The organism is Mesorhizobium sp. BHbdii (genome assembly GCF_053848045.1).
The window spans coordinates 715,719-739,760 of the sequence record NZ_JBSPKX010000001.1 but is presented as its reverse complement, the minus strand read 5'-3'; the positions used below and the strand labels follow the sequence as shown (position 1 = coordinate 739,760).

At 62.6% G+C, this 24,042-nt stretch carries 25 protein-coding genes and 1 pseudogene; 9 read left to right on the top strand and 17 right to left on the bottom strand.

Annotated features, from left to right (window positions below; translation table 11 throughout):
- Window positions 1-231: 231 nt before the first annotated feature.
- From ACWTU8_RS03555 to ACWTU8_RS03515, 9 genes are all read right to left on the bottom strand, one after another.
- On the bottom strand, window positions 232-663 hold the full coding sequence (locus tag ACWTU8_RS03555) for a DOPA 4,5-dioxygenase family protein (protein ID WP_455847054.1): 432 nt from the start codon (window positions 661-663) through the stop codon (window positions 232-234).
- 117 nt (window positions 664-780) lie between these two features.
- Window positions 781-1,755, bottom strand: a complete 975-nt coding sequence (locus tag ACWTU8_RS03550) for a nucleoside hydrolase (RefSeq protein ID WP_455847053.1) — start codon at window positions 1,753-1,755, stop codon at window positions 781-783.
- A 165-nt stretch (window positions 1,756-1,920) separates the two neighbouring features.
- A complete protein-coding gene (locus ACWTU8_RS03545; protein WP_455847052.1) occupies window positions 1,921-3,477 on the bottom strand; it encodes a serine hydrolase in 1,557 nt (518 codons plus the stop codon).
- A 133-nt stretch (window positions 3,478-3,610) separates the two neighbouring features.
- On the bottom strand, window positions 3,611-4,438 hold the full coding sequence (locus tag ACWTU8_RS03540) for an ABC transporter permease (protein WP_127209535.1): 828 nt from the start codon (window positions 4,436-4,438) through the stop codon (window positions 3,611-3,613).
- Window positions 4,366-5,142: an ABC transporter ATP-binding protein gene (locus ACWTU8_RS03535; protein ID WP_455847051.1), complete on the bottom strand. Its 777-nt coding sequence runs from the start codon at window positions 5,140-5,142 to the stop codon at window positions 4,366-4,368. The genes ACWTU8_RS03540 and ACWTU8_RS03535 overlap by 73 nt, the downstream gene beginning before the upstream one ends.
- The gene (locus ACWTU8_RS03530) at window positions 5,142-6,188 is read right to left on the bottom strand and encodes an ABC transporter substrate-binding protein (protein ID WP_127209537.1); all 1,047 of its coding nucleotides are present in this window, start codon (window positions 6,186-6,188) and stop codon (window positions 5,142-5,144) included. Before ACWTU8_RS03530 ends, ACWTU8_RS03535 begins: the two co-directional genes overlap by 1 nt.
- 68 nt (window positions 6,189-6,256) lie before the next feature.
- A complete protein-coding gene (locus ACWTU8_RS03525) occupies window positions 6,257-6,694 on the bottom strand; it encodes a VOC family protein (RefSeq protein WP_455847050.1) in 438 nt (145 codons plus the stop codon).
- 2 nt (window positions 6,695-6,696) lie between these two features.
- Complete coding sequence (locus ACWTU8_RS03520; protein WP_455847049.1) at window positions 6,697-7,425, bottom strand: FadR/GntR family transcriptional regulator; 729 nt, start codon at window positions 7,423-7,425, stop codon at window positions 6,697-6,699.
- Between the two features lie 11 nt (window positions 7,426-7,436).
- Entirely contained in the window at window positions 7,437-8,825 is a 1,389-nt protein-coding gene (locus ACWTU8_RS03515) for an FAD-binding oxidoreductase (RefSeq protein WP_455847048.1), read from the bottom strand.
- A 316-nt stretch (window positions 8,826-9,141) separates the two neighbouring features.
- On the opposite strand from ACWTU8_RS03515, the pseudogene ACWTU8_RS03510 reads away from it, so the two are divergent.
- Together ACWTU8_RS03510 and ACWTU8_RS03505 are read left to right on the top strand one after the other, a co-directional pair.
- Window positions 9,142-9,289, top strand: a pseudogene (locus ACWTU8_RS03510) (sugar ABC transporter substrate-binding protein); the annotation flags it as partial.
- Window positions 9,290-9,335: 46 nt separating this feature from the next.
- Complete coding sequence (locus ACWTU8_RS03505) at window positions 9,336-10,085, top strand: glucose 1-dehydrogenase (protein WP_455847047.1); 750 nt, start codon at window positions 9,336-9,338, stop codon at window positions 10,083-10,085.
- A 69-nt stretch (window positions 10,086-10,154) separates the two neighbouring features.
- Here the strand turns inward: ACWTU8_RS03505 and ACWTU8_RS03500 are convergent, their stop codons facing one another.
- The 3 genes from ACWTU8_RS03500 to ACWTU8_RS03490 all read right to left on the bottom strand — a co-directional run bounded on the left by ACWTU8_RS03500 (window position 10,155) and on the right by ACWTU8_RS03490 (window position 11,777).
- Entirely contained in the window at window positions 10,155-10,730 is a 576-nt protein-coding gene (locus tag ACWTU8_RS03500) for a dihydrofolate reductase family protein (RefSeq protein ID WP_455847046.1), read from the bottom strand.
- 127 nt (window positions 10,731-10,857) lie between these two features.
- Window positions 10,858-11,391: an SRPBCC family protein gene (locus ACWTU8_RS03495; protein ID WP_455847045.1), complete on the bottom strand. Its 534-nt coding sequence runs from the start codon at window positions 11,389-11,391 to the stop codon at window positions 10,858-10,860.
- On the bottom strand, window positions 11,388-11,777 hold the full coding sequence (locus ACWTU8_RS03490) for an ArsR/SmtB family transcription factor (protein ID WP_455848374.1): 390 nt from the start codon (window positions 11,775-11,777) through the stop codon (window positions 11,388-11,390). Before ACWTU8_RS03490 ends, ACWTU8_RS03495 begins: the two co-directional genes overlap by 4 nt.
- A 416-nt stretch (window positions 11,778-12,193) precedes the next feature.
- Here ACWTU8_RS03490 and ACWTU8_RS03485 point away from each other — a divergent pair, with 416 nt between their 5' ends.
- The gene (locus tag ACWTU8_RS03485) at window positions 12,194-13,744 is read left to right on the top strand and encodes a winged helix-turn-helix domain-containing tetratricopeptide repeat protein (RefSeq protein WP_455847044.1); all 1,551 of its coding nucleotides are present in this window, start codon (window positions 12,194-12,196) and stop codon (window positions 13,742-13,744) included.
- 77 nt (window positions 13,745-13,821) lie between these two features.
- Here the strand turns inward: ACWTU8_RS03485 and ACWTU8_RS03480 are convergent, their stop codons facing one another.
- On the bottom strand, window positions 13,822-14,457 hold the full coding sequence (locus ACWTU8_RS03480; RefSeq protein WP_095520200.1) for an ankyrin repeat domain-containing protein: 636 nt from the start codon (window positions 14,455-14,457) through the stop codon (window positions 13,822-13,824).
- A gap of 338 nt (window positions 14,458-14,795) precedes the next feature.
- Between ACWTU8_RS03480 and ACWTU8_RS03475 the strand changes: the two genes are divergently transcribed.
- The 3 genes from ACWTU8_RS03475 to ACWTU8_RS03465 all read left to right on the top strand — a co-directional run bounded on the left by ACWTU8_RS03475 (window position 14,796) and on the right by ACWTU8_RS03465 (window position 16,753).
- Window positions 14,796-15,251: a histidine phosphatase family protein gene (locus ACWTU8_RS03475; protein WP_455847043.1), complete on the top strand. Its 456-nt coding sequence runs from the start codon at window positions 14,796-14,798 to the stop codon at window positions 15,249-15,251.
- A gap of 87 nt (window positions 15,252-15,338) precedes the next feature.
- A complete protein-coding gene (locus ACWTU8_RS03470; RefSeq protein ID WP_455847042.1) occupies window positions 15,339-15,731 on the top strand; it encodes a VOC family protein in 393 nt (130 codons plus the stop codon).
- Window positions 15,732-15,898: 167 nt separating this feature from the next.
- Window positions 15,899-16,753, top strand: a complete 855-nt coding sequence (locus tag ACWTU8_RS03465) for an aldo/keto reductase (RefSeq protein WP_455847041.1) — start codon at window positions 15,899-15,901, stop codon at window positions 16,751-16,753.
- Between the two features lie 149 nt (window positions 16,754-16,902).
- Here ACWTU8_RS03465 and ACWTU8_RS03460 read toward each other — a convergent pair whose 3' ends face one another.
- Window positions 16,903-17,208 carry a hypothetical protein gene (locus ACWTU8_RS03460; RefSeq protein ID WP_023799134.1) on the bottom strand — a complete coding sequence of 102 codons (306 nt, stop codon included), beginning with the start codon at window positions 17,206-17,208 and terminating at the stop codon, window positions 16,903-16,905.
- A gap of 132 nt (window positions 17,209-17,340) precedes the next feature.
- The gene (locus ACWTU8_RS03455) at window positions 17,341-18,144 is read right to left on the bottom strand and encodes a class I SAM-dependent methyltransferase (protein ID WP_455847040.1); all 804 of its coding nucleotides are present in this window, start codon (window positions 18,142-18,144) and stop codon (window positions 17,341-17,343) included.
- Between the two features lie 292 nt (window positions 18,145-18,436).
- Between ACWTU8_RS03455 and ACWTU8_RS03450 the strand changes: the two genes are divergently transcribed.
- Both ACWTU8_RS03450 and ACWTU8_RS03445 read left to right on the top strand, forming a co-directional pair.
- Window positions 18,437-18,823, top strand: coding sequence for a VOC family protein (locus ACWTU8_RS03450; protein ID WP_455847039.1), 387 nt, complete (start codon window positions 18,437-18,439; stop codon window positions 18,821-18,823).
- Window positions 18,735-19,340 carry a VOC family protein gene (locus ACWTU8_RS03445; RefSeq protein ID WP_455847038.1) on the top strand — a complete coding sequence of 202 codons (606 nt, stop codon included), beginning with the start codon at window positions 18,735-18,737 and terminating at the stop codon, window positions 19,338-19,340. Before ACWTU8_RS03450 ends, ACWTU8_RS03445 begins: the two co-directional genes overlap by 89 nt.
- A 577-nt stretch (window positions 19,341-19,917) precedes the next feature.
- Here the strand turns inward: ACWTU8_RS03445 and ACWTU8_RS03440 are convergent.
- The gene (locus ACWTU8_RS03440; protein ID WP_455847037.1) at window positions 19,918-21,168 is read right to left on the bottom strand and encodes an NAD(P)/FAD-dependent oxidoreductase; all 1,251 of its coding nucleotides are present in this window, start codon (window positions 21,166-21,168) and stop codon (window positions 19,918-19,920) included.
- A 10-nt stretch (window positions 21,169-21,178) separates the two neighbouring features.
- Entirely contained in the window at window positions 21,179-22,567 is a 1,389-nt protein-coding gene (locus tag ACWTU8_RS03435; protein ID WP_455847036.1) for an aminotransferase-like domain-containing protein, read from the bottom strand.
- 311 nt (window positions 22,568-22,878) lie between these two features.
- On the opposite strand from ACWTU8_RS03435, the gene ACWTU8_RS03430 reads away from it, so the two are divergent.
- Entirely contained in the window at window positions 22,879-24,042 is a 1,164-nt protein-coding gene (locus ACWTU8_RS03430; RefSeq protein ID WP_455847035.1) for an ABC transporter ATP-binding protein, read from the top strand.

The window sequence follows — 24,042 nt, the reverse complement described above, 5'->3', positions numbered from 1 at the left end:
CCGATTTTCGTCAAGCAGGCAGTTGTCTTCGGTTAAGTCGGGAATCGCATTTGGCAGCGCAGCCCCCTCTCCGTCCGCTACGCGGCCACCTCTCCCCCATTTCATGGGGGCGAGGAAACGCTAACCGTCGAGGTCGCGACCTTGGAAAGCTTGGTTCCTCGCCCCCACAGAGTGGGGGAGAGGTGGCCGCGTAGCGGACGGAGAGGAGGAGCGCCACATGCGATTGCCCCCCTACGCCCTCAGCGTCGGCTCCGTATTCACTTCCAGCGCCTCTTCCGCCTCATCGTCCTCGCCGAGGACTTCGCCGTGCACCCCCAAAGGCCGGCCAATCCAGATCGGATCGACCAGATGGTCGCGCTTGGGGTTGGTCGTGTTGGGGTGGATGAGGATGCTCAAGCCACCGTGGTTCAGCATCAGCCAGGGAACCAGCGAAGCGAAAATCTCGGTGGCGAACGAGACCTGGTACATGGCCTGCTCATGCGGGCCGACCGGCTCGTCGCGCCAATTGCCCAGGCGCACACGGAAACGTTCGCCGATGCGAAGGCGCAGCCATTCGGCGTGCTGCCGCTCGGCCGGCCCGTCATAGTAGATATGGGCGTGATAGCTGGCGATCTCCGCGAGTTGCCTTGGGCTGGACGATCTGGGACTGGCTTTTTCGTTCACTTTACTGCTCCCCTTCGATGCCCCAATGTTCCATTGAGTGATCGTCGCGCCCGGCTCTCTTTGACGCAATTCCGGACGGAAAACCGCTCCACACTTTTCCTGGAATTGCGAAGTGGCTCACGCCTTTTGCCTGGTGAGGCGCTCAAGCGCGTCGACGATCAGGTCGCAGAATTTCGGATGGTCGAGCTTCATCGCCACGGTGTGGCGGAACTCGGTCTGCTCGCTCGCCGTGCCGCCGAAATGATGCATGCCACCCATCTTCTCGAAATTGCACGCCGTCATGCCCTTGGTCCACCGGCCGGCGATTTCGACGCGGATATCGGCCTTCTCGGTGGTGAAGACGGTTGGGTCGATCATGGCCGCGACGCAGCATGCGTCATGCACGGCGGGATATTCGATCTGCAGCAGGCCGCCATGCGTGGTCGCTATAAACTCCCAGATATCGAGAACGAACCTGGCGATCGAGCCGCCGATGGCGCGCACCCTGTCCTGCAGGTCCGGGGTGGCCTGCGCCTGGTGCGTGAGGTCGAGCCCCACCATGGTGACGTCCCAATCGGCACGGAACACCACATCGGCGGCCTCCGGGTCGGCATAGATGTTGAATTCCGCCGCCGGCGTGATGTTACCCCTGGTGTAGCTTCCCCCCATCGCGACGATTTTCTTCACCCTCTCTATGATGCGCGGTTCCTTCCGGGCGGCGAGTGCGATGTTGGTGTAGGGACCGACGGGTACCAACGTGACGGTCTTCGGCTCATGCGCCATGACCGTGTCGATGATGAAGTCGACGGCATGCCGCCTGTCGAGATCAAACGAGGCGGGCGGCAGCACGGGGCCGTCGAGCCCGGTATCGCCATGAATCTCGACGGCCAGCACCTGGTCGATGATGAGCGGGCCGGGAGAGCCCTTCGCGACCGGCACCTTGACGCCGTAAGCCGTGCATACGGCCAGCGCATTGCGCGTGGTGTTCTCGACATTGTGGTTGCCCGAAACCGTGGTGATGCCGAGAAGGTCGATGTTCGGGTTGCCGGCCGCCAGCAGGATGGCGATGGCATCGTCGTGCCCCGGATCGCAGTCCAGAATGATCTTTTCCATGGATAGCGCCTTTCTGTCCGGCCGGGTCTGTGGCGATTACAGACTGCGGCGGCTGGGACCGTCAAGGTTGTCCATCGGCGTGGAGCTGAGCGCCGCATCGCGAACGCCGGCGCGGCCCCCGCTCGGTCTCGGCGAAGCCGACAACCGTCTCACCACCATTTGACCCTAGTCACCAACGCGCCGCAGCGTGCCGAGATTGTTATCGTCGAGAAACTGTACGGTCACGGCCGACGCCTTGCCGTCGGGGCCGATGTCAAAGCCTACGCCCGAGGGCCTGTCCGGCGTCTCGGCGTCCGGGAAGGTCAGGAACAGATCGCCGTCGAAATGCGTCAATGAATAGGACCGGGCACCGGCCGGCCCGACCTTGAGCACAAGAGCGTCTCCCGCACTCGACACGACCGCATCGCCGATGAAGTCGTTGAAGTAACGGCCTGCATAGGCACTGGCCGGCCCGGCCGGCCTTGCCGGAGACGGTGGCGCGGCATAGGTGGCCTTGGCCGCCGCGATTGCTGGGCCGAACAGGCTCGCATAGGTATCATCCCATGCCTTGACCCAATCCTTCTCGACCGCTCCATCAAAGACGAGATCGGCGAAGCTGTCGGACAGCCCTTCCGGCACCCCTGTCGAAAAGGCGTTGGCGACAATGACGATGCCAAGCTTCTCCTCCGGGAAGAGCGTCACCAGGGTGCGGGCGCCGACGCTGAACGCGCCGGCATGACCCCAACTCAGACCATGCCGCCCGAATTCGACATTCCAGCCGAGGCCGTAGAAGGACTCGCCGCCTGAGACGGGGTTCTTGCCGCGCGCCATCAGCGGAACATGCGTCTGGTCCAGCGCGTTGGCTTTAATGAGTGTCTCGCCCGCATAGACCCCATTGCCGAGTACGAGGCGCACCCATTGCGAGAGATCGCGTGCCGTGGAACTGACGCCGCCTGCGGGCGCCTGCGCATCCGCATCGCGCTTTACCTTCGCGGCCCAGACGCCATCGACCTTGACGTGGAGCGCGGCGCGATTGGCGTGCTTGATGAAGTCCGCATGACGGGAGCTGGTCGACGCCATTCCAAGCGGACGGTAGAGCTTCTCCTCCGCGATCTCCTCCCAAGGCTTGCCCGTCGGCTTCGCGGCCGCGACGGCACCCTCGGTCAGTCCGAAATTGCTGTATGAGTAGCCGGCACGAAAGCTCGACGATGGCGACACGAACCGCAGACGGCGCAATATCTCCGCGCGGTCATAGCCAATGTCCTCGAGGTCGTCTCCGGCGGTGCCGGGAAGTCCGCTGCGGTGCGAAAACAGGTCGCGAACCGTGAGTTCGCTGGTCGGATAGGGCTCGGACAGCCGGAAGGCCGGATCGAGATCGGCGATTTTCTTATCCCAGGAAACAATCTCGTCGCTGACCAGTGCCGCCACTATCGTTGCTGAGACCGGCTTGGAGAGCGAGGCGATCTGGAACACCGTGTCGGCATCGACGGCCTCCGGTTTGCCGGCCTCGCGATGCCCGAAACCCTTGAGGAAGACCACGTTGTCGTCATGGACGACTCCGATGGCGAGACCAGGGACCCCGCCATCCGCGACGACGCCTTTAGCGAGGGCCTCGAGCTTCGACAGGGCTGCCGCGATCCGGTCAGGCGTAATGGTGTCGGCCGACGCCGCATGCGGCGAAAGCACCATGACGGCGATGAAGGCCCGCATCCCCCAACGGCGGAAATTCCGACCCAGGCCCACGCTCGAGCTCCCCCTATCCCCTGCAAGCACTGGCCATACTACAGGCCGACGCAGCAAAGGCCAACCCTCGCCTGGGCGGCTAGAGCGAAGTCCGCAGTGCGACGCCAAGCGGCCATCCCTGGGAGCCAGCCGGTCAACGGTATCGAACCGACCACCGCTCAGCGGCGACGACCGTCATGAAGAACCCGATCGACAACAGCGATGAGAGCACGATGGCGGCGTAGAGCCGGTCGGACTGATAGTTGAAGGTCGCCTGGATGATCAGCGCGCCGAGACCTTTGTCGGAGCCGATCCATTCGCCGACGATCGCGCCGATCACCGCGGTCGCCGAGGCGATCCGCAACGAGGCGAAAAGCATTGGCAGCGCGCGCGGCAGGCGCAGGCGCCAGAATATTTCCCAGCGCGTCGCCGACAGCACGCGGAAGAGCTCGTGCTCGCTGGGGCTCGCGGATTCCAGCCCCCGGATCATGTTGATGAGCGTTGGGAAGAAACAAATCACTGCAGCGATCACGATCTTGGGCAGCATGCCGAGGCCAAAGATGAGGATGACGACCGGCGCCAGCGCAAGCACCGGGATCGTATTGAAGAACAGCACGACCGGAAAATAGGCTGCCTGAAGCGTACGGCTGTGCACGAAGACGATCGCCAGCAGCACTGCAGCGAGGTTGCCGAGGACGAAGCCGGAGAGCGCCTCGATGGCCGTCGGCCAGAGGTTCGACAGGAGAAGCGAGCCGTTCCTGGCAAACACGCCCGCTATCGCGGTCGGCGTCGGAACGATATATGCCGGCACGCCGGCGAGCGGCAGCAGGAATTGCCATGCGAGAATGAGCGAGCCGGCGCCGAGGATCGGCAGCACGGTCTGTGCGAACGGCGAAAGCGCGCCGCGGTTCACGAGGCCGCCCCAAGGGCGGAGCGCATCCTGGCCATCGCCGCGACGATTGCCGGATCCTCGCGCGAGCATCTGTTCTCCGGCCCCTTCAGCGAACGAAGGTCGTGGTCGGCGACGATCCGTCCGGGATGGGCCGCAAGCACGATTACGCGCTGCCCGAGATAGACGGCTTCGGCAATGGAATGCGTGACGAACAGCACAGTCGTTCCGGTCCGCCGCCAAAGGTTCAGCAGTTCGTCGTTGAGGCGATCGCGGGTGATCTCGTCAAGAGCGCCAAAAGGTTCGTCCATCAGAAGCAGACGTGGCTCGCCAAGCAGCGCCCGGGCGATCGCCAGCCTTTGACGCTGTCCGCCGGAAAGCTGATGCGGCAGGCGCTCACCGAGCGCCGACAGGCCGACGAGTTCGAGCAGCTCGTCGGCCCGGTCGTCTATCATGCGCGACAGGCTGCGGCGGCCCACCTGGATCGGCAGCCGCACATTCTCGCGCGCCGTGCGCCACGGCAAAAGGGTCGAGTCCTGGAAGACGAAGCCCACGCCGCGGCCGGAGCGCACCGCCGACGGCGTTTCGCCCATAACGCGTATCGTGCCCGCGAGTGGCGCCAACAGATCGGCGACAACCCGCAGAAACGTCGACTTTCCGCACCCCGAAGGCCCGAGGATGGACAGGAAAGTCCCGGCCTCGACTGTCAGTTCGAGACCGGAGATCACCGTCACGGGCGAGTGCCGGCCGGGATAGCCGACGTCGAGCCCGGAAGTTTCGATGGCCGGCGCGGCCATCAAGAGGCAGGCGCGCCGAGCTTCGGCCGTTCAGCCGCACTGAGTTCGAGAATCTCAGTCGTATAGACGTCCTCGGCCTTCGGCCTGCCGTTCGGATATTGGCCAATCTGGTCAAGCAGCGCGATCTGGCTCTCGATCGAGGCAGGATCGAAGGTGCCCCATCCATCCTTTTTCGTGTTGTCGTCGAACGACAGTTTCAGCACCAGGGGGATCGTCTTCTTTTCCCAGCCTGCGTCGATCTCGGGATAGGCAGCGACGAGCTTGTCGACCGCCTGTTCGGGATTGGCGTGGACCCAGCCCCATCCTTTGGCGACCGCGCCGATGAATTTCGCCAGGATCTCGGAATTGGATTCGATGGCGCTGTCGGTGGCGAAATAGACGTCGGCATAGGACGCCAGGCCCAGCTCCGACAACAGAAGATCGATGCGATCATCGCCGACGACGCTGAGCGCCTGCGTGTTGGTGATCCAGCCGCCGATCGCATCCACGTCGCCACGTACGAGCGGGGCCTTGTCGAACCCGACATTGACGATGGTGACCTCGGAAGGGTCGATCTTGTTCTTCGCGAGCATCGCGTCGATGGCGAAACGCGCGGTCGGCTGCGTGCCGATCCGCATGCCCTTCAGATCCGCCACCGACCGGATCGGCTTCGCCGGTTTCGACGTCAGCGCATAAGGCCCGGTGCGATAGCCGCAGGCGATGATCTTTATCGGAACGCCGCTCGCCCGCGCGGCATAGAGTTGAGGCGATTCGGAAAATTGGCCGAGCTGAGCGGCACCGGACACCACCGGCGGCACGGTGGCGGCGTTCGGTCCGCCGGGGCTGAACTCGACTTCGAGCCCGGCCTCTTTGAAGTAGCCATTGGCGACGGCTGCGACATCGCCGATCTGGCCATTCGACATCAGCCAGTCATACTGGACGACAAGCTTGGCGGCTGCCGAGGCGCTGGCGCCAAACAGCTGAAGTCCCGGCCCGAAAGCCGCCAGGCCGGCGGCGCCGGCCTTCAGGATCGATCTACGATTCCACTGCGATGTGTTCCCACTCATCTTCTTGCTCCTTTGTTGGACTTGTTTGCATGCCGCGCGGCCCTTCTTGCGAGGCCGTCGCGATCGGATCACACTTGCGTGTCGTGATAGTCGCCCGGTCCCGCGCCGGTCCAGGCGTAGAGCTCCCACAGTGTCCCATCCGGGTCGTGGAAGTAGGCGCAGCGCGCGTTCCAGACATAGTCGCCGGGCGGTCCGACGAACGGCACTCCCTTGTCCGACAGTTCGGCATAGAGCCGGTCGACCTCGCCGGCGCTTTCCAGTTCCATGGCGACACATGCCTTGTGCGCCTGCTTCGGTGAGCGGACATTCGAGACGCCGCAGTGGCGATTGATGTGATCCAGTTCCCAAGCGGCGAGCGTCACACGCTCGGAATGAAAATCGACAAAGCCCTCGGCCCGGCGCCTGATCCGGTAGCCGAGCTTCTGAGTGTAGAAGTCGATGGTGCGGTCGATATCCTCGACAAGCAGGCAGATATCGGTGATTGCCTTGGTCTGGGCGAGCGACATGGTCATTTGCCTCGATTGATCGCGGTGAGTTCGACCCCAACGCGCGATGCCGCGCCATCGATGTGCCGGCGCATCGCCTCGCCGGCAGTCTGCGGATCATGCGCGGCGAGCGCGTCGTAGATTCGCACGTGCTCGGCGACGTTGACCTGGACCAGATCGTGGAGCGGATTGGTGAGGCGGGCATAGTGGATCGACTGGCGGATCTGCTCGCAGACGAAGGAAATGAAGGTGTAGATGTAGCCGTTGCCGGTGGCCCGGGCGATCGCCCGATGGAAAAGCAGATCGGCCTCGATGCTGCCATTCTCCCAGCGCTCCTCGCCACCCATGCGGTCCAGCGCAGCCTTGATTGCGTCAAGATCATCGGATGCGCAGCGCGCTGCGGCCAGCGTGGCGGATTCGGTCTCCAGAATGCTGCGCAGCTCGAAGAGCTGCTCCATGTTGCGCTGGTCTTTCAGCGCTTCGCGGTCGATCCGGATAGCTGTCCGCTGTTCCGGCGCCATGACGAATGCGCCTACGCCCTGACGCGCCTCGATCATGCCATCGGCGCGAAGCTGCGCGATCGCTTCCCTGACAACATTGCGGCTGACGCCGAATTTGTCGGCGAGCTGGCTTTCGGTGGGAAGCCGGGCTCCCGGGATGATGTCGCCGCCCTCGATCTCGCGGCTCAGATGCGAAGCGACGCGATGCGGAAGCGCCTCCACGCTGCCTATGATGGATGAACGCTGCTTCATGCGGCTTTTCCCTACAAATCGCCCGGATCAGGCATGAGACATGTCGGATTGAACAGGCCTGCCGGATCGAAAGCTGCTTTGATCGCGGTATGAAGCTGCCGCTCGCGCTGCGACAAGCCGGCCCAGAACACGTGACTGCGGCTCCGACCGACGCCATGCTCGGCACTGAACGAGCCGCCGAGCGCGCCGACCAGTTCATAGAGTCGGGTCAAAACCGCCTGACCTACGATCCTCGCTTCGCCGGGGTCGCAATCGATGGGAGGCAGCACGTTGAAATGGATGTTCCCGTCACCCGCGTGGCCATAGGTCAGGGATGTCCAGCCTGGCCACTCGCGCACGATGCACGCGCGTGCTTGCTCGATCAGCTTCGGCACCTGGCTGAGGCGAACCGAGAGGTCGGTGCGGACATGAAAGCCGCGCCGCGCCTGCCCCTCGACCAGGCCCTCACGGATGGCCCAGAATGTGGCGGCCTGGGAGCGGCTTTGCGCGACGACGCCGTCCTTGATCAGGTCGCTCTCAAGGGCGCGCGCCAGCATCGTTTCAAGAAGTCCGCCGGCATCTATCCCTGGCCCACAGGCGAGTTCGACGATCGCATGAACCGGACATGCCTGCGTCAACGGCGAGCGCAGCTTCGGATCGATGAGGTGGGCCAGCGGCAGGCACTCCTCGCCGATGACCTCAAACGCGCTGAGAAGATCGGAGCAGAAATGCCGCGCCATCCGGAACAACTCGCATGCCTGGCGGAAGCTGCCCAGTCCGACATAGGCGGTCTCGACCTGCGTCGGCCGGGGCGAGAGCCTTACCTCGACGCCCGTGACGACCCCGAGCGTTCCTTCCGAACCGATCATCAATTGCTTCAGGCTGTAGCCGCGATTGTCTTTGCGCAGCCCGTTCATGCCGCTCCACAGCGTGCCGTCCGGCAGGACTGTCTCAAGCCCGAGCACCAGATCACGCGTCATGCCGTAGCGCAGCACGTTGATGCCGCCGGCGTTGGTCGCGACATTGCCGCCGATCGTGCACGATCCCTGCGCACCAAGCGCGAGAGGGAAGGTCATGTCGGATGCTTCAGCGGCGTCCTTGACGTCCTGCAACACGGCACCGGCATCCGCTTGCAGCGTGAAGTCGAGCGGATCGACGCAGCGTATCCGATTGAGACGCTCAAGCGACAGCACTGCGTAGTCCGAACTGTCGGGAATGGCGCCGCCGGCGAGTCCGGTATTGCCGCCTTGCGCGACGATCGCGACACCGCTCTGCGAGCACCATCTCACAAACGCCTGGACGTCTTCCACAGATCCTGGACGCACGATGAAGCGGGCATTTCCGCGCCTGTCGCGGCTCCAATCGATGAGATAGCGTTGTGCCAGTGGCGACCGTCCGTCTATCAGCGCAACATTCGCCAACTGGGCAGGTAGCTCAACAATTGCGCCAGAAGCTTCGCGTTGAAGAGACGGGTGATCCGTAGGCATGAGTCTGATCATACGGTCATCCTACAACTTCGCAAGTCCCATTTTCTCGACGCGGTCCTTACATCGGCGGCGATCCGCGGCCTTTCGCCTCCTCAGCGGGACTTCTCTGCTTTGCCTTGAATAGTCGGAATCGAAGTTCCAATTGAAGCCGCGCAGCGACGATATGCTCCAGCGTCCGCCTGCCCCCTCCAACAATTGATGCCGGTCTCCTTCGAATAAGGATTGTGAAGGAAGGTTTCTCGCTGGCCAGGTCGGCCAGCGGCCGTTCGAAATGGGCTACAAGACGATGATGGCACTGAAGGACATGAAGGACGGCAAGGCTCCGCCGGCCGACCCGACCTACACCGGCCTTGACATTTGCACTCCGGAGACAGCGGATACCCTGCATCGCCAAATAGCGCTATTGGGCGGGAGGAAACTCCCGCCTTTTACTAGGGGATCTCAATGTCGGAATTATTCTCGCTCAACGGCCGTGTCGCGTTGGTCACGGGTGCTTCGCGTGGTCTCGGCTTCGCAATGGCCAAGGCACTTGCGGAAAACGGCGCGACGGTGATCGTCAATGCCCGCGATCCGGCCGCCCTCGCCGCAGCGGCCGAAAGCATCGGGGCCGAAGCGCTGCCATTCGATGTCACCGACGCAGCGATCTCAAGGGCGTCGCTGGAAGGAATCGTCGAACGCCACGGCCGCCTCGATATTCTGGTCAACAACGCCGGCATACAGCATCGAAGTCAGTTGGTCGAATGGCAGGACGAGGATTTCGACCATGTGATTGCCGTCAACCTCTCGGCCTGCTTCCGCATGATGCGCGACGCGGTGCGCCTGATGCTGCCAAACAAGTTCGGGCGCATAATAAACACCGGATCGGTTGCAGCGATACTTGGCCGTCCCACCATTCACGCCTATGTGGCGGCAAAGGCGGGGCTGCACGGGCTGACACGCTCCACGGCCGCTGAGCTGGGCCGTCACGGCATCACCGTCAACGCGATCGCCCCCGGCTATTTCGCTACCGAGCTCAATACCGCGCTTATGAGCGACGAGGCCTTCACCAGATGGGTCGAGACACGAACCCCGGCGGGCCGCTGGGCCCAGCCTGAGGAGCTCGGCGGAGCCGTGGTGTTTCTCGCCTCCAACGCTGCCGCCTACGTCAACGGACATGTACTGGCCGTTGACGGCGGGCTATCGGTTTCGCTCTGACCTGCGACGCGCCTTTCAGGAATAAATTTCAGCCGGGCAGCGCTGCGAAATCTGCGAAGACCGGCTGAGTTAGCCAATTCCATAGACCAGGCTCACGCGCCCATCCGTGAGCTGCTGAACCTTCCGCAGTTCGAGCCCACGACGCTTTTGCGTCGCTCCAAACAGCGCCTTCCCTTCGCCAACGAGCAGCGGATAGACGATCAGCCGCAGTTCATCCACCAGCCCGGCATCGATCAGGCTCGCGGTCATTCGCGCACCGCCCATGAGATAGATAGCCTTGCCCGGCTGCTGCTTGAGGGCAGCGATGTCTTCGAGCCTCCGCATGAAGCGCGTCTTTGGCCAGGCCGCCGAGGTCATTGTGTTCGACAGCACATGATGCGGGGTCTGTTCGGCAAAGCGGGCCCATTCGAGCTCCGCCGGCGTCGGCAATTTGCCGGTCATTGGCAGCGGCTTGTCCGGCTCATTCTGGATCGCGCTCCAGTAGCGCTCGTAGCCGGCGTACATGACGCTCCCGAGCAGGCAGGCATCGATTTGCGGCGTCAGCCCATACTCCTCCGACCACGCGTCGACCCAATCGGCGTAACCCTCGGGTCCCTCCATCTTGCCGTCGATGGAAACCTTCATTCCGGTGATCAATTTGCGCATGACTTCCTCCATCGGGCTTGCGAAATGCAAGCACGTTTCATCGTCGGTTCGTTGCTGGTGTGGAGCCTCCAAGGCCGATGCCGGTGGAGGCTGGGCGGTGACTTCAGGGGTGGCCGACGCGATCGTGTCAGGCCGGCAGGCGGCGGTCGTATTCTTCCCGCAGGCGGCTCCAGCCATCCCAGAACGAGGTAGGTGTCTTGCCCGCAAGGCGGGCGGCCAGCATGTCGAGGTGCATGTGCCAACCGGCGGTGACGTTGAGCTGAATTGCGCGTTCCGGCAGCCGGCGATGGATGACGGTGAGCAGCACATCGTTGCCCTTTGGCTCCAGCAAGAAGGAAACGCCGCCGGTGTTTCCCCAGGTGATCGCGAGCTTGCGCGGCGGATCGAGCTCGGTGATCCGGCCCTCCATCCGATGCTCTTCGGGAAAGCCCGCGGGGCGCTGGCCGGGCGGGTCGGTCAGCTCGTCGTTACGCCAGACGAACTCGAACGATGTGCCGGCCTTCATTTCCATCTGGCCCGCGGCCATCCACTGCCGACGCAGGTCACTCTCGGTGAGATAGGCCCAGACCCGCTCGATGGGGCCGGGCAAAAGCCGCTGGATGGTGAACGTGGCGGGCTCGGTCAGCTCGCCATAGGCTTCGATGTTTTTCATCTGGTTCATTGGTCGTCTCCTTCTTTTGAGGTGGGCGATTTCCTGGAATCATCCTGGGCTTTTGGTGCATCCTCCTCGTGAAGGAGACGTTCGAGAACGTCGAGACGGTTGGTCCAGAAGCGCTCGTAGAAGCCCAGCCATTGGTGGGCGCTGGCCAGCGGTCCGGGTTCGAGGCGACAAAGATGCGTGCGGCCCCTCACCTCTCGACGAATAAGCCCGGCATTCTCCAGCGCCTTGATGTGCTTGGAGGCCGCCGCCAGCGACATGGCGAAGGGTTCCGCCAGCTGGCTTACCGTTCGCTCGCCGCCGGCGAGGTCGCGAAGCATCCGCCGGCGGGTGGCGTCGCCAAGGGCATGAAAAACCGCGTCGATCTGGGGTGTCTCTAATTCAACCATGTAGTTGAATATAGAGATACGCTTTCGAATTGTCAACCGATTGGTTGAATGATTGGGAAAACCCTGCTACGGCAGATTCAGCAGAATTTCAGAAATCTTCCGGTACGCGCCCGTTCTTTGGCTTCATTGTTCTCAAGAAAGAAAGAACCGGATGAGGTCGACCATGTCACTGAATGAGAACACGCGCCAAGCCGCCCGGCAAGAACTCCTCGAATATGTATCTTGCGTTATGGCTGCGTCGCCTTGTGCGCCCATGCCTGGAACGATGTTCGAAATGCTCGAGATCATCGCCATGGAGAGGCGGATGGCTTCCAGCCAAAGTGAAGGCGAATCAAATTCCTTTGATCCCTTGACGTCTGAGCGGATTGAGACCCCAATCAGGCAGCGTCTAGTCAGGCTGATCAGGTCGGCATTCGATGTCGCAAGAAAATCCAGAGCACGTTCTGGCACTTGGCAGTTGCGAGCTTGATCTTGCGCGCGGCCTCCTTCTCCGCGACGGGAAACCTGTTGCCCTCCGCTCCAAGGCGTTTGATCTGTTAACCTATCTCAGCAGGAATGTTGGACGTGTCGCGACCAAGTCAGAACTGATGTCAGCGGTGTGGCCTGATGTTTTCGTGACCGAGGACTCACTGACGCAAGCCGTCAGGGAGTTGCGAAAGGCGCTGCAGGACGAAAGCCAAACCATTATCCGCACGGTCGCCAAACGCGGCTACGTCCTCTCTCTTCTCGATGCGCCAAAGCCAGAGCGCTCTGGACAGCCGAGCGTTGCGGTACTGCGCTTCAGCAATGAAGGTGCGCCGGAAGACACCCCTCTGGTTGACGGCTTCGCCGAGGACATTGTCAATGCATTGGCTCGCTTTGGAACGGTCGTTGTGCTGGCGCGCAATTCCGGATTTGCATTTGTCTCGGATTCCGCTTCCGATTGGCGTGCCATTGGCGACAGCCTTGGCGCAACCTATTTGGTCCGTGGCAGGGCGACGACTCGCGCAGACGGCATGCGGGTCACCGTCAGCCTCATTACCGCTTCGACGGGTGGAGTTCTCTGGAGCGAAAATTTTTCTGCGTCTGGCGGCCAGATCTTCGATATGCAGGAAGAAATCGCTCGTCGTGTGGTGAACCGGCTGGTCGCTCGGCTCGACGACGCAGGGATTAAACGAGCAACCTCAAAGCCTACGGACAGCTTGGCCGCATACGAGCTTCTCCTGCGTGGACTGGCCCGGCTGCGCGGCTATCGTGATGACGACAATGAGGCTGCGCGCAGTCTTTTCCAGGCGGCGGTCGAGAAGGACCCAACCTATGCCTTGGCGCATTCCTACATCGCGCTCGCCGATCTCATTATCGGTGGCTATGCTGAGGCATCCCCAGCGTTGCTTGGTTCAGTGATCGACCGCGCAGAGTGCGCGGTGACCCTGGCGCCGGAAGAGCCACGCTGCCATCGCGTACTCGCCCAGGCTTTCCTCTCAGCCCGTCGGTTCGAAGCGGCCGAACATCACCTTCAACGCGCGCTCGACCTCAATCCATATGACGCCGATACGATTGCTCAAATGGGATACTTGCTCACGATGAGAGGCAGGCCTCTTGAAGCACTCGCGGCGCTTGACAGTGCGATACGGATCAATCCAATCCATCCTGATTGGTACCATTATGATCGCTCTATCGCGCTTTACTCTTCAGGAGACTACAAGGCCGCGCTCCTTAGCATGTCGAAGCTCCCATTGAAGACACCCTGGCGGCTGACAAGGCTCGCGGCGTGCCATGCGCAACTCGGTGATCTCAAGGAAGCCCAGAGCATTATCGCAGAGATCAAGCGGATAGCGCCTGACTATTCGCCACTGGAGTTTGCGCAAACCCGGATAGCGTTCGAACATGCGAGCGATATTGAACACTTCACTGCCGGCGTCGCCAAAGCACTTGCAGCATATGAGGCCGGCCCGGTCGGCGCCGCCCTACCCGGACATCGTGAGTAGCAGCGCGCTTATCGCGAAGGGCTGACGAGCCTTCCGGATTGTAACCACAAATGGCAACTGCGGCGGAAGCGGGACCTTCACTTGCCTTCGAAGAAAGTATGAATCGAGACTTCCAGCTTTTCGATGAGTTGAGGGTTATGGCAGCTTCCAGCCCAGATCAGGGCGTTCAGTCTCATATCCTTGTTGAGAAAGTTCATTTTCCGAGAATCAAGCAGGTATCCCGCGACCTCGTAGTGCCGTCCCTTGATAGCCTCGATAAGCGCGTTGTTTCTTCCGGTCTTGTCAGTAAGATTCACGTCGGCGCCATTCTCGACAAGCAACTTAACGACATCCAGATGCCCGTTCTTTGCTGCTTCAATAAGGGCCGTTCTGCCGTAGTAGTCGGCTCTTGCATCGATCTCTATTTCGGGATGTTTCACCAGGGCTAAAATAGAGGCGTAGTGGCCCTTGGCAGAAGCAAGGCTCAAAGGCGTGCTCTTCCATTTGTTTCTGGAATTCACATCGATTGCTGGGTGTTCGATCAACGCCTCGACCGCCGCAGTGCGGGCATTGAGGGCTGCGAGATGAAGGGCTGACCAGCCGCCGCCGTCCGCCTCGTTGATATTGGCGCCGGCCGCCAATTCCGCTTGAACGGCCTCCGCATCGCCCCTTTCTGCCGCGAGCAGCAGATTCGACCAACCTCTCGCCTCTTCGGCTTCCAAGCTCTCGGTCAATGCAGTCGCCTCCCCGAATGCTCCCCGCAGGATACCATTGTTCCGGTTCGGCCGACATCCACCGGATGACCGACCCGCTCGAACTTGAAGCCAGCCCTCTGATCAAGGCGGAACTGGCCGATGTCCTCCGGCAGCGGGGCCGATAGAGACGAACAGTAAGCGCGCACTCTATCGAGACATTGCCGGCACTTGCCAAAGCCGCTATCGGAAAGGTGAGAAGCAAGATGCGAATTGGACGTCGGCGATTTCTTGTCCTGTCGCTCGGAGCGGCTGCCTTCGGCAAGGCACGCGCCACCGAGCCGCTCTGGTCAGCCCTGCGATCCGGAGAAGCCATTGCCTTGCTGCGCCATGCCGCGGCCCCAGGCTCCGGCGATCCGCCCGGCTTCAGGCTCGGTGATTGCAGCACCCAGCGGAATCTGTCGCAAGAAGGTCGTGCGCAGTCCCGCGCAATCGGCGACCTGTTCCGTGCGAATGGCATCTCGTCGGCCGCCGTCTATTCGAGCCAGTGGTGTCGTTGCCTCGACACCGCTCGCCTGCTCGGGATCGGCGAAGTTGTGCCTCTTGATCTGCTCAATTCATTCTTTGGCGACAGTTCGGCCGGCGAGAAGCGCACCGCCGCTCTTCTGGCCTGGCTTCGCGGGCAGCGTTTCGGCGGCCCTGTGGTCCTTGTCACGCATCAGGTCAACATCACCGGTTTGACCGGCGAGGTGCCGGATAGCGGCGAAATGATCATCGCCCGTATTCATCAGGCTGACCCCGTGCAGGTCATCGGGCATGTTGCCACGCCGGCTTGAGCATCATGGCCTTCGACCCCATCTCGTGCAGCATCGCTTCAGTCGTGGAACGACGACGTGCGAGGAGAGATCAAAGGGAGTGATCGCATGGCGATCGATTTCAACCATACAATACTGCCGGCCCGCAACAGCGAGGCGTCGGCAAAGTTCCTGGCGGAAATGCTTGGCCTTCCAGCCCCGAGGCGCTGGGGGCCTTTCCAGATGGTCACGACCGAAAACGGTGCCAACCTCGACTACATGGATACCGGCGGCGAAATCAGGCCGCAGCATTACGCCTTCCTGGTCAGCGAAACCGAGTTCGACGAGATCTTCGGTAGGATTCGTGAACGGGATCTCCCGTACTGGGCTGACCCTGCCCGGACGCAGCTGGGCGAGATCAATCACCACGACGGCGGTCGCGGCGTTTATTTCGAGGACCCGAACGGTCATCTTCTCGAAATCATTACCCGTCAATACGGCAGCGGCGGATGGAACCCGTGATCGCTCGGTGACGTAGCCAGGTTTGCGATGGCAAGGACGGCATCGCGCTAGCGGTTGCAATCTTGGGTGCCTGGGCCGGACTTGCCTCCACCTGTCGACCGGGCATTGGCGGATGCCGCGCCCAGATAAGCGCTGCGCTGGGCTAAACGATGCAGAAGGACCTGAGCATGCCTGAACAGATTACCCCAAGTAAGCCTGAACAGATCACATTGAACGACGGCTCAGCCATTCCCCAGATCGGCCTTGGCGTGTGGCAAGTCGATCCGGCCATCACGGCCAAGATTGTGAGTTGGGGGATCGATGCCGGCTACAGATTGATCGACACCGCCGAAGGCTACCGGAACGAGGAAGGCGTCGGGCAAGCGATCCGCACTGGTCGCGTGCCGAGAAGCGAGTTGTTCATCACCTCGAAGCTGCGCAACGGCGGACATCAGCGCGACGCCGCCCTTCGGGCTTTCGACGGGACGATGAACAAGCTCGCGATCGAACAGATCGATCTATTTCTGATCCACTGGCCAGTGCCCAGCCAGGGCAAATATGTCGAGGCGTGGAAGACGCTGATCGAACTCAGGCAATCCGGCCGGATCAAGTCGATCGGCGTTTCGAATTTCAACCAGGACCATCTGGAGCGGATCATCGGCGAGACCGGAGTCACGCCCTCGGTCAATCAGATCGAACTCCATCCCCGGTTTCAACAGCGCCATACCAGAGAATTTCACAGCACGCACAATATCCGCATCGAAAGCTGGAGCCCCCTGGGCAGCGGCCGGCTGTTGAACGACCCGACCCTCGAAAAGATCGCGCTAAAACATCGCAAGTCCGTGGCGCAGGTGATCATCAGATGGCATCTTCAGGAAGGGCTGATCGTCATTCCAAAGTCGATCCGCCAGGACCGGATCGCCGCCAATTTCGATGTCTTCGATTTCGAGCTGGACGCGGAGGACCTCGGCCTCATTCGTGGCATGGATTCATCAGACGGCCGCACTGGGCCGAACCCCGTCACGGCAGCATTCCTGTTCTGAGGGACTGAGGTGAGCTTGAAGAGAAAGGAGCCGACGGCGAAGCTGCCAATCTTCCCCTAGTGGGGGAGATGCCAAGTTTTGGGCAAAGAGGGCAGAACAGAGGGGGCGCTGTCCCGCCGGCCTATTGAAATTAGCCCTTTCCGCTCACCTCATATCCCCGACCCATCCAGCAGCGGGACATCTTCTTCGTCCCAGGGGCTGGGCAATGAACCCTTGCTCAGATTGGCTGTCGGCAGCGGCATCCAGCACTTCAGCTCGGGTTCGGCGTATTCAACCACGCGTCCTGGAGACGAGTCGGAAGCGCGCCAACCCTCACTGCCGAACTGGTCGGCTCGAGACCAGTAAGCCAGGTCGACTTCCGCCGGCCCCTGTTCCGACGGCCGAACCGTGACCAGGATTCGGCTGCCATCCCTTGGCGCACTCGACATGTGACGCCACCGATCGGGCTCGTCCATCGTAATCTCCTCGCGCAGTCTGCATCTCGGCTGTCCAGACGAATAGTCGCTTCGCGTACAACGCCGGTCAACCCGAACTTTGCGCAAGACAGTCTATGGTCGGCGGCCTGCGGGTTTGGCGCGGGCTCGCGCTCAAACCTTGGCCTTGACTGCCCAGGCTCTGGTTTTCAGGGGAATGGACCCCTCCTTGCCGCGCGGTAGACTATCGCGGAGCCTCTCCATCAATTTCTGGCGAGCTGCGGGGGCGAGACTCATGCAATAGCCGGGCGCCGGCCCTGCACCCAGGGTGAAGGGGTGCCAATAGTCTTCAAAGTCCTTGAATACGGCCGGCATTTCAATCCGCGTGGAGTCGATGGAAACCAGGCCCGCCTTCTCAGCGAGATCGGTCAGTCCATCTTGTGTGCAAAATGGAAAACGCCTGTCTTCGGTAAGGTCGATGGCGCCGGGGTCAAGCGCGGTCGCAGCGGTCCAGAAGGCCCGCATGAATTCCACCCCGCCGCCAGGGTAATCCCACACATAGAACCCGATCGTCGCTCCGGGGCGGGCCACCCGCCTCATCTCGGCAAGCGCCTTTTGCTTGTCGGGGATGAAGTTGAGAACGAGCGCCGACACGACCATGTCCTTGCTGCCCGATTCGACAGACAACGCCTGCGCATCGCCTGCGAGAAACTCGACACGTTCGTCCGGCACGTTTGCACGCGCCTTGGCGAGAAAACCCTCCGACGGGTCTATCGACACCAGGCTGCTGGGGTTGCAGCACGCCATGATGGCTGCCGAAAGCGCCCCGGTTCCGCAACCCACCTCCAGCCAATCCAGCCCTTCTGCCGGATCGAGCCAATTCAGAAACAGCGGGGCGATCTGACGGCTCCATCGCCCCATATAGAGGTCATAGCTATCCCCGGCCTGCCAAGCGTCGTGACGTGCTGCCTCAGCCATCGCAATCTCCTCCCCGAGAAAATTTCAGACCATTGGACAGCAGCAAGAATACCCGGCCTGCCTCGCAGGAACAGAGGCATAAGAGTGCGGCCCTTGGCGCGCTCGACATGTGACGCCACCGATCAGGCCGTCCATCGCAATTCCTCCTGGCGCCCCCTTCGCCGGCATGACGACCTTGGCCGCCCAAGGCGAATAGTCGCTTCGCGCCTCAGAGCGGTCAACCCAAACTTTGCGCAAGACAACCATATCGTTCGCGGTTAGTCTTCTCAGGCTACAATCCAAACGGTGTTCGATGAAGAACGAGGATCTGCTGGCCAACGCCACCCGTCTCGGCCCGGTTCATCTGCGTGTCATCGATGTTCCAGCTGCCTTGCCGCTCTGGCGTGACGTGGTCGGTCTCGCCGTCCTCGCCAATGACGGCGGGACGGCCGATCTCGGCATCGATGGCAAGTCTCTGATTGTACTGCACGCCAGCGCGACGACCGCCCTGCCGCCAAAGTCGCGCGATCTCTTTCATGTCGCCGTCCACGTGACGACGCGCAAGGAATTGGCTCGCGTTGCCGCGCGACTTCGAGCGTCCGGCGTCAGGCATGGCGCCCAGGATCACCTGGGTCTCGGAATCCCTGTACGTCTCCGATCTTTCCGGCAATGGCATCGAGATCTGTTTCGATACGCCTGACCGCTTCGCATCCAGCGCGGTGACGGCGGACGGAACCGTCTCGCTTCTTGCCAGGGACGGCACCGCGCATTCCGGCCTCGAGCCGCTGGACCTCGACGAATTGCTGCTCGAGCTCGACACGATGGATGGTGTCGAAGCGCCACTGGCGGCGGATGCCTTCATCGGCCACGTCCATATGCGCGCTCGCTCGCCCGAAACGCTGATGGCGTTCTATGTGGGCGTGCTTGGTTTCAAGCCGCACATCCAGTCCAGATCGTTCGGGTTGTTTGACTGCGGGACCGACGAACGCCGGCACATGGTCGCATTCAACATCTGGGCCGGCGCCGAACTGAAGGAACCTCCGCCCGGCTCGGCGGGCCTCGAGCATTTCACGGTGGTGCTTCCTTCCGGGAAGGATATCGCAGCCGTCACGCAGCGGCTGCGGCATGCCGGCGTGCCCATAAGGCAGACGGAACGGGCGATGGACATTTCCGATCCCGAAGGAAATCGCCTGCGGATGGTGGCCGCAGACGACTGATTGGTGACTCATCGGTCCGCTGAGCGGCTTCCGGCAACCCGAACTTTCTGACCTACGACGCGCCGAGCGTTGCCGCTCTGGGAAATTCCACCACGTCTGCGGGCGGAGGCTTGTACTGGGCTGCGGTAATTCCATCAATCAGGATATCCAGAGCCGCACGAGCCGTGCGGCTCGTCTCGTCATCGCCGCGCAATAGTGGCAGGCTCGTTCAAGATGGAGGTGGGCGCCGGCAAAATCGCTAGTCATGGATTCTCCTTTTGCCCGCCGTTGGACAAGGATGGCCATCTCGATTTACCCGAAGGCAAATATCCACAGCTGGATTTGAATCCAATATGGCCGGTTAACCGGATCTTCAGCATCTCGAGACGAGCTTGCTGCTGCGGACATGTGTTGAGTTCCGCCTCAGGCAACAGACCCGCTCCGGAGACCGGAGCGGGTTTTTGCTTGAATGGTGCTCGGGGTGGAACCGGCATCCGCAATTGGCGCGCAGGCTGGCGTCAGTTGGGGGACGGAAGAGAATGCCGAACGCCTATCCAATGCTCACGCGCTGCGCTACCGCGGCCGAGCCGACGTACCTTCATGCACCGAAGCGGTCCGCCGCAAAGGGCGCAAGGCGGTCGCGATCGCCGCGTCCGGCAATCAGGTCGGCGACCAAGCGGGCCGTGATCGGAGCCAAAGTGAGGCCGAGATGACCATGACCGAAGGCATAGATCACCTTGGGGCTGCCACGCGACGGACCGATGACCGGCCGGGAATCGGGCAGCGACGGCCGGAACCCGAGCCATTCGGATGAAGGCCGGCCGAGTTGAGGAAAGAACTGCCTGACACCGCGATCGAGCAGCGCCAGCCGGCGCGGATTTGCCGGCGCTGCAAGCCCGCCGAGTTCGACAGTTCCGGCGACACGCAGCCGGCCAGTCATCGGCGTCATGTAGAAGCCGAGATCGACAGGACAGACCGGACGATTGAGCAGAGGCGCTTTGGTCGGGAATTCGAGATGATAACCGCGTTCGGTCTCGAGCGGGATCCTGTCGCCGGCCTTCATGGCCAACGCCCGCGATTGCGCGCCCGCGGCGATCACCACCGTGTGTGCCTTGACGCGAAAGCCGGAACCACTGAGCCTGACACCGTCCGCCTCGACCGGCAGCCCGGTTACAGCAGCCTGCGCCACCGACACGCCGCGGGCGGTCGCGGCATCGAGCAGCCGCCGCATCAGTGTCATCGGATCGGTGACATTCATCGAATCCGGGAAGTACAGGCCGCTGGCCCCGGTCGCTGGCAGGCCGGGCTCCAGCAAGGCCACCTCTTTCGGCGTCAGAACCTCTTGATGGACGCCAAACCCCGCGCGCAGCGCCCTGCCCCCAGCGGCCTTGGCGAAATCGCTCTCGCGACGATACAGGTAGAGACAGCCGTTGCGGCGCAGCAGGTCGGCCACATCGGCCTCCTTCACCATCTCCTCCCAGGCCGGCAGAGCCTCCGCCAAAAGGCCGGCGAGCGCCAGCGCATTGGCACGGGTGGCCGTCGGAAGCGACTGCCGCACGAACTGAACCAGCCAGGGCGCAAGCTGCAACAGCGCCGGCCAGCGCAAGGCGAAAGGGCTGTCCGGATCGAGGAGCAGTTTTGGCAGCGCGCGCAGCAGGGCCGGGTTGCCGACAGGCATGCAGGCATATTCAGCGAGCGTTCCGGCGTTGCCGAACGAGGCGCCGGAGCCAGGCTCGTTGGGGTCGATGAGCAGCACCTCGCGCCCCTCGGCCGCAAGCCGGAGCGCCGTTGCCAAACCGACAATGCCGGCGCCGACTATGGCGACTTCCACGGTTTCCGGTGCTGCCACGACCGAGCCCCTAGATAAAACCAGGCAGTTGCAGATGCCCGGCCGCGAGCAGTTCGGCCATTGTGTTCAGGGCCGTGCGCAGATCGTCGAGCGAGCGCGCGGCGCCGACATTGATGCGTACCCCGTGCTGCACCGGCTCGCGCCCAACCGCGAAGGCATCGCCGGGAAGAAGGGCAACGCCACGTTCCAGGCAGGTGCGAGCGAAACCCGCGCCCCGCCACGGCTCCGGGAGGCGCAGCCAGGCATGGGTCGAGGTGGCGTGGCTCTGGACATCGTACCGGCCGAGGATTTCGGTAACGATGGCCTGGCGCTGGCGAAGCTCCTGCTTCTGGGCTTCGATGATACGCGCCGCCGCGCCCTCTTCTATCAGTCGCGCGCCGACCAGCGCGGTCAGAGGGCTGATGCTCCAGCAGTTGATGCGCAAAGCCGCGGCGACCTGGCCGGCTATGGCGCGTGGCGCGATCACAAAACCGAGGCGCAGTCCTGGGGCAACGCACTTCGACAAGGCACCGATGTGAACCGTCAATTCGGGCTCGAGGCTGGCAAGCGACGGCGGCGGATTGTCCGCCAGCGGGCGGTAGACGTCATCCTCGATGATGAGGACGTTATGGCGACGGGCCACAGCCACCAACTCGTGCCGGCGTTCCTCGGGTAGCGTGATGGTGGTCGGGTTGTGCAGGGTCGGCACCAGGAAGACCGCGCGCGGGCGGAGCTGCGCGCAGGCCGCGTCGAACGCGTCGGCCCGCATGCCGCCACGATCCATGGCGACGCCTCTGAGCTCTAACCCATGCACCCGGCACAATGCATTGATGCCCTGATAGGTCACTTCGTCGGCGAGCACGACGTCGCCCTGCCTGGTCACCGCGCCAAGCACACAGTCCAGCCCATGCTGGGCGCCCGCCGCCAGCACCACCCGGCCGGGATCGCCGTCGCCTGCCGCCGGCCGCATCCACTCGGCGATTGCCTCTCTCGCCCACAGCGGCCCCTCAGGCGGCTGATAGTCCTGAAGCGTGATGTAGTGCCGGTCCTTGGACAGGCGCGGCAACAGCAGCGCCAGCGCGTCGAGATAGGCCGAGGTCGCTGGTCTGTTCACGGAAAGATCGATGACGCCGGTGTCTTCGCTCGGCGCCGAGACGAAACCTGGTCCTTCGCCGCCGTTGCGGGCGGCGACCGTGGTGCCGCGCCCGGGCCGCGCTTCGAGCAGCCCGCGCTGCTGGAGCGTCGACAGCGCGCGCGTCACCGTGGTGACGTTGATGCCAAGTGCGCGGGCAATCTCGCGCTGCGGCGGCAGCCGATCTCCAACGGCAAGCGTGCCGGCTGTAATCCGTTCGGCAATAGCGTCCGCAAGGCGCCGGTAGACCGGGCCTTCATCCGAGGGGAGTTGCAGGTCCTGAAGCATGCGGCTTGGCGGTTTCGGCGTGTTGACACTCTGGCTACTCGCGCATCTAGCATAAGACAATGCTCCGGACAATAGCACTTGTCCGGTACCCGTTTTCAAAATCCGGCTGAAAAAACTCACACAATCCCGAAGAAAGCCGCTTGACGGGCAAACTTGTCTGCACCTATGCTGCTTTAGCGATTGATTGTGTGAGCATACAAGTTTGTTTGCCGCCCTTGCGCGGCCAGCGTCGTGCGAGACTGACCCATGGACGGCAAGCACCACCTCGTTTCGACAAGCGGCGATTGCCGCCGCTCAGCGGATTTCCGTCCGTGATCACCGAAGCAACAGTCTTGCCAGCCGACAGCGCCGCTGCGGCACCGGACGCCGGCCGGCAGGGATTTGTCGAATTCGTCGATGTCGAGAAATCCTATGACGGTCGGACTTTCGCGGTGACACGGCTGAACCTCAGCGTGGCGCGCGGCGAGTTCCTTACCCTTCTCGGCCCCTCCGGTTCGGGCAAGACGACGACGCTCAACATGCTCGCCGGCTTTGAACGGCCGACCGGCGGCGTGATTACGCTTGAAGGCCGGTCAGTCGACAGGCTGCCGCCCTACGAACGCAACATCGGCATGGTGTTCCAGAACTACGCGCTGTTTCCGCACATGAGCGTCGAGGAGAACGTCGCCTTCCCGCTCTCGGTCCGCAAGATCACCAAGGCGGACGTTGCATCCCGCGTCGGCCGCGCGCTCGACATGGTGCGGCTGCGGCAGTTCGGCGACCGGCGGCCGGCACAGCTTTCCGGCGGCCAGCAGCAGCGTGTCGCGCTTGCCCGCGCGCTGGTGTTCGAGCCAAGCCTGGTGCTGATGGACGAGCCACTCGGCGCGCTCGACAAGAAGCTGCGCGAGCATATGCAGCTCGAGATCAAGCAGCTGCACACGATGCTCGGCGTCACCATCGTCTACGTGACGCACGACCAAAGCGAGGCGCTGACCATGTCGGACCGCGTTGCCGTGTTCAACAATGGCGGAATTGCCCAGCTCGGCTCGCCGGATGATCTCTACAACACGCCGCAGAGCTCCTTTGTCGCGAGCTTCATCGGCGAGAACAACACGCTGGAAGGCAAGGTCGAGCGCGTCTCCGGCAAGGAGTGCCGCGTCGCGCTGGACGGCGGCGGTTCGGTCGCCGCGCTGGCCATCGGAGTCACGGAGGGTGCGCCCTGCCATGTCGCCATCCGCCCGGAGCGGCTGAAGCTTGCGCCCGCTTCGAACGGAGCAAATGCGCTAACCGCCACCGTCGATGGCCGCATCTATCTCGGCGACCACCAGCGTCTTCTGGCCAGGCTGGAAAACGGACAGGTGCTGACCGTCAAGGTTGGCCCCGAAGCGACCATGGGCAACGGGGAACCGGTCACGGTTTCCTGCGCGCCCAACGACTGCCGTGCCTTTCCGGCCGATGCCGGGACGGGCGGTTCCATCTCGAAAACAGGGGAATAA

Excerpts from the sequence above, each read along its gene's own strand:
- ACWTU8_RS03550 (WP_455847053.1), bottom strand. The coding sequence starts at position 1,755 with ATGGAAAAGATCATTCTGGACTGCGATCCGGGGCACGACGATGCCATC.
- ACWTU8_RS03540 (WP_127209535.1), bottom strand. The coding sequence starts at position 4,438 with ATGCTCGCGCGAGGATCCGGCAATCGTCGCGGCGATGGCCAGGATGCG.
- ACWTU8_RS03535 (WP_455847051.1), bottom strand. The coding sequence starts at position 5,142 with ATGGCCGCGCCGGCCATCGAAACTTCCGGGCTCGACGTCGGCTATCCC.
- ACWTU8_RS03530 (WP_127209537.1), bottom strand. The coding sequence starts at position 6,188 with ATGAGTGGGAACACATCGCAGTGGAATCGTAGATCGATCCTGAAGGCC.
- ACWTU8_RS03525 (WP_455847050.1), bottom strand. The coding sequence starts at position 6,694 with ATGTCGCTCGCCCAGACCAAGGCAATCACCGATATCTGCCTGCTTGTC.
- ACWTU8_RS03520 (WP_455847049.1), bottom strand. The coding sequence starts at position 7,425 with ATGAAGCAGCGTTCATCCATCATAGGCAGCGTGGAGGCGCTTCCGCAT.
- ACWTU8_RS03505 (WP_455847047.1), top strand. The coding sequence starts at position 9,336 with ATGTCGGAATTATTCTCGCTCAACGGCCGTGTCGCGTTGGTCACGGGT.
- ACWTU8_RS03500 (WP_455847046.1), bottom strand. The coding sequence starts at position 10,730 with ATGCGCAAATTGATCACCGGAATGAAGGTTTCCATCGACGGCAAGATG.
- ACWTU8_RS03495 (WP_455847045.1), bottom strand. The coding sequence starts at position 11,391 with ATGAACCAGATGAAAAACATCGAAGCCTATGGCGAGCTGACCGAGCCC.
- ACWTU8_RS03490 (WP_455848374.1), bottom strand. The coding sequence starts at position 11,777 with ATGGTTGAATTAGAGACACCCCAGATCGACGCGGTTTTTCATGCCCTT.
- ACWTU8_RS03485 (WP_455847044.1), top strand. The coding sequence starts at position 12,194 with ATGTCGCAAGAAAATCCAGAGCACGTTCTGGCACTTGGCAGTTGCGAG.
- ACWTU8_RS03470 (WP_455847042.1), top strand. The coding sequence starts at position 15,339 with ATGGCGATCGATTTCAACCATACAATACTGCCGGCCCGCAACAGCGAG.
- ACWTU8_RS03465 (WP_455847041.1), top strand. The coding sequence starts at position 15,899 with ATGCCTGAACAGATTACCCCAAGTAAGCCTGAACAGATCACATTGAAC.
- ACWTU8_RS03460 (WP_023799134.1), bottom strand. The coding sequence starts at position 17,208 with ATGGACGAGCCCGATCGGTGGCGTCACATGTCGAGTGCGCCAAGGGAT.
- ACWTU8_RS03455 (WP_455847040.1), bottom strand. The coding sequence starts at position 18,144 with ATGGCTGAGGCAGCACGTCACGACGCTTGGCAGGCCGGGGATAGCTAT.
- ACWTU8_RS03450 (WP_455847039.1), top strand. The coding sequence starts at position 18,437 with ATGAAGAACGAGGATCTGCTGGCCAACGCCACCCGTCTCGGCCCGGTT.
- ACWTU8_RS03445 (WP_455847038.1), top strand. The coding sequence starts at position 18,735 with ATGGCGCCCAGGATCACCTGGGTCTCGGAATCCCTGTACGTCTCCGAT.
- ACWTU8_RS03435 (WP_455847036.1), bottom strand. The coding sequence starts at position 22,567 with ATGCTTCAGGACCTGCAACTCCCCTCGGATGAAGGCCCGGTCTACCGG.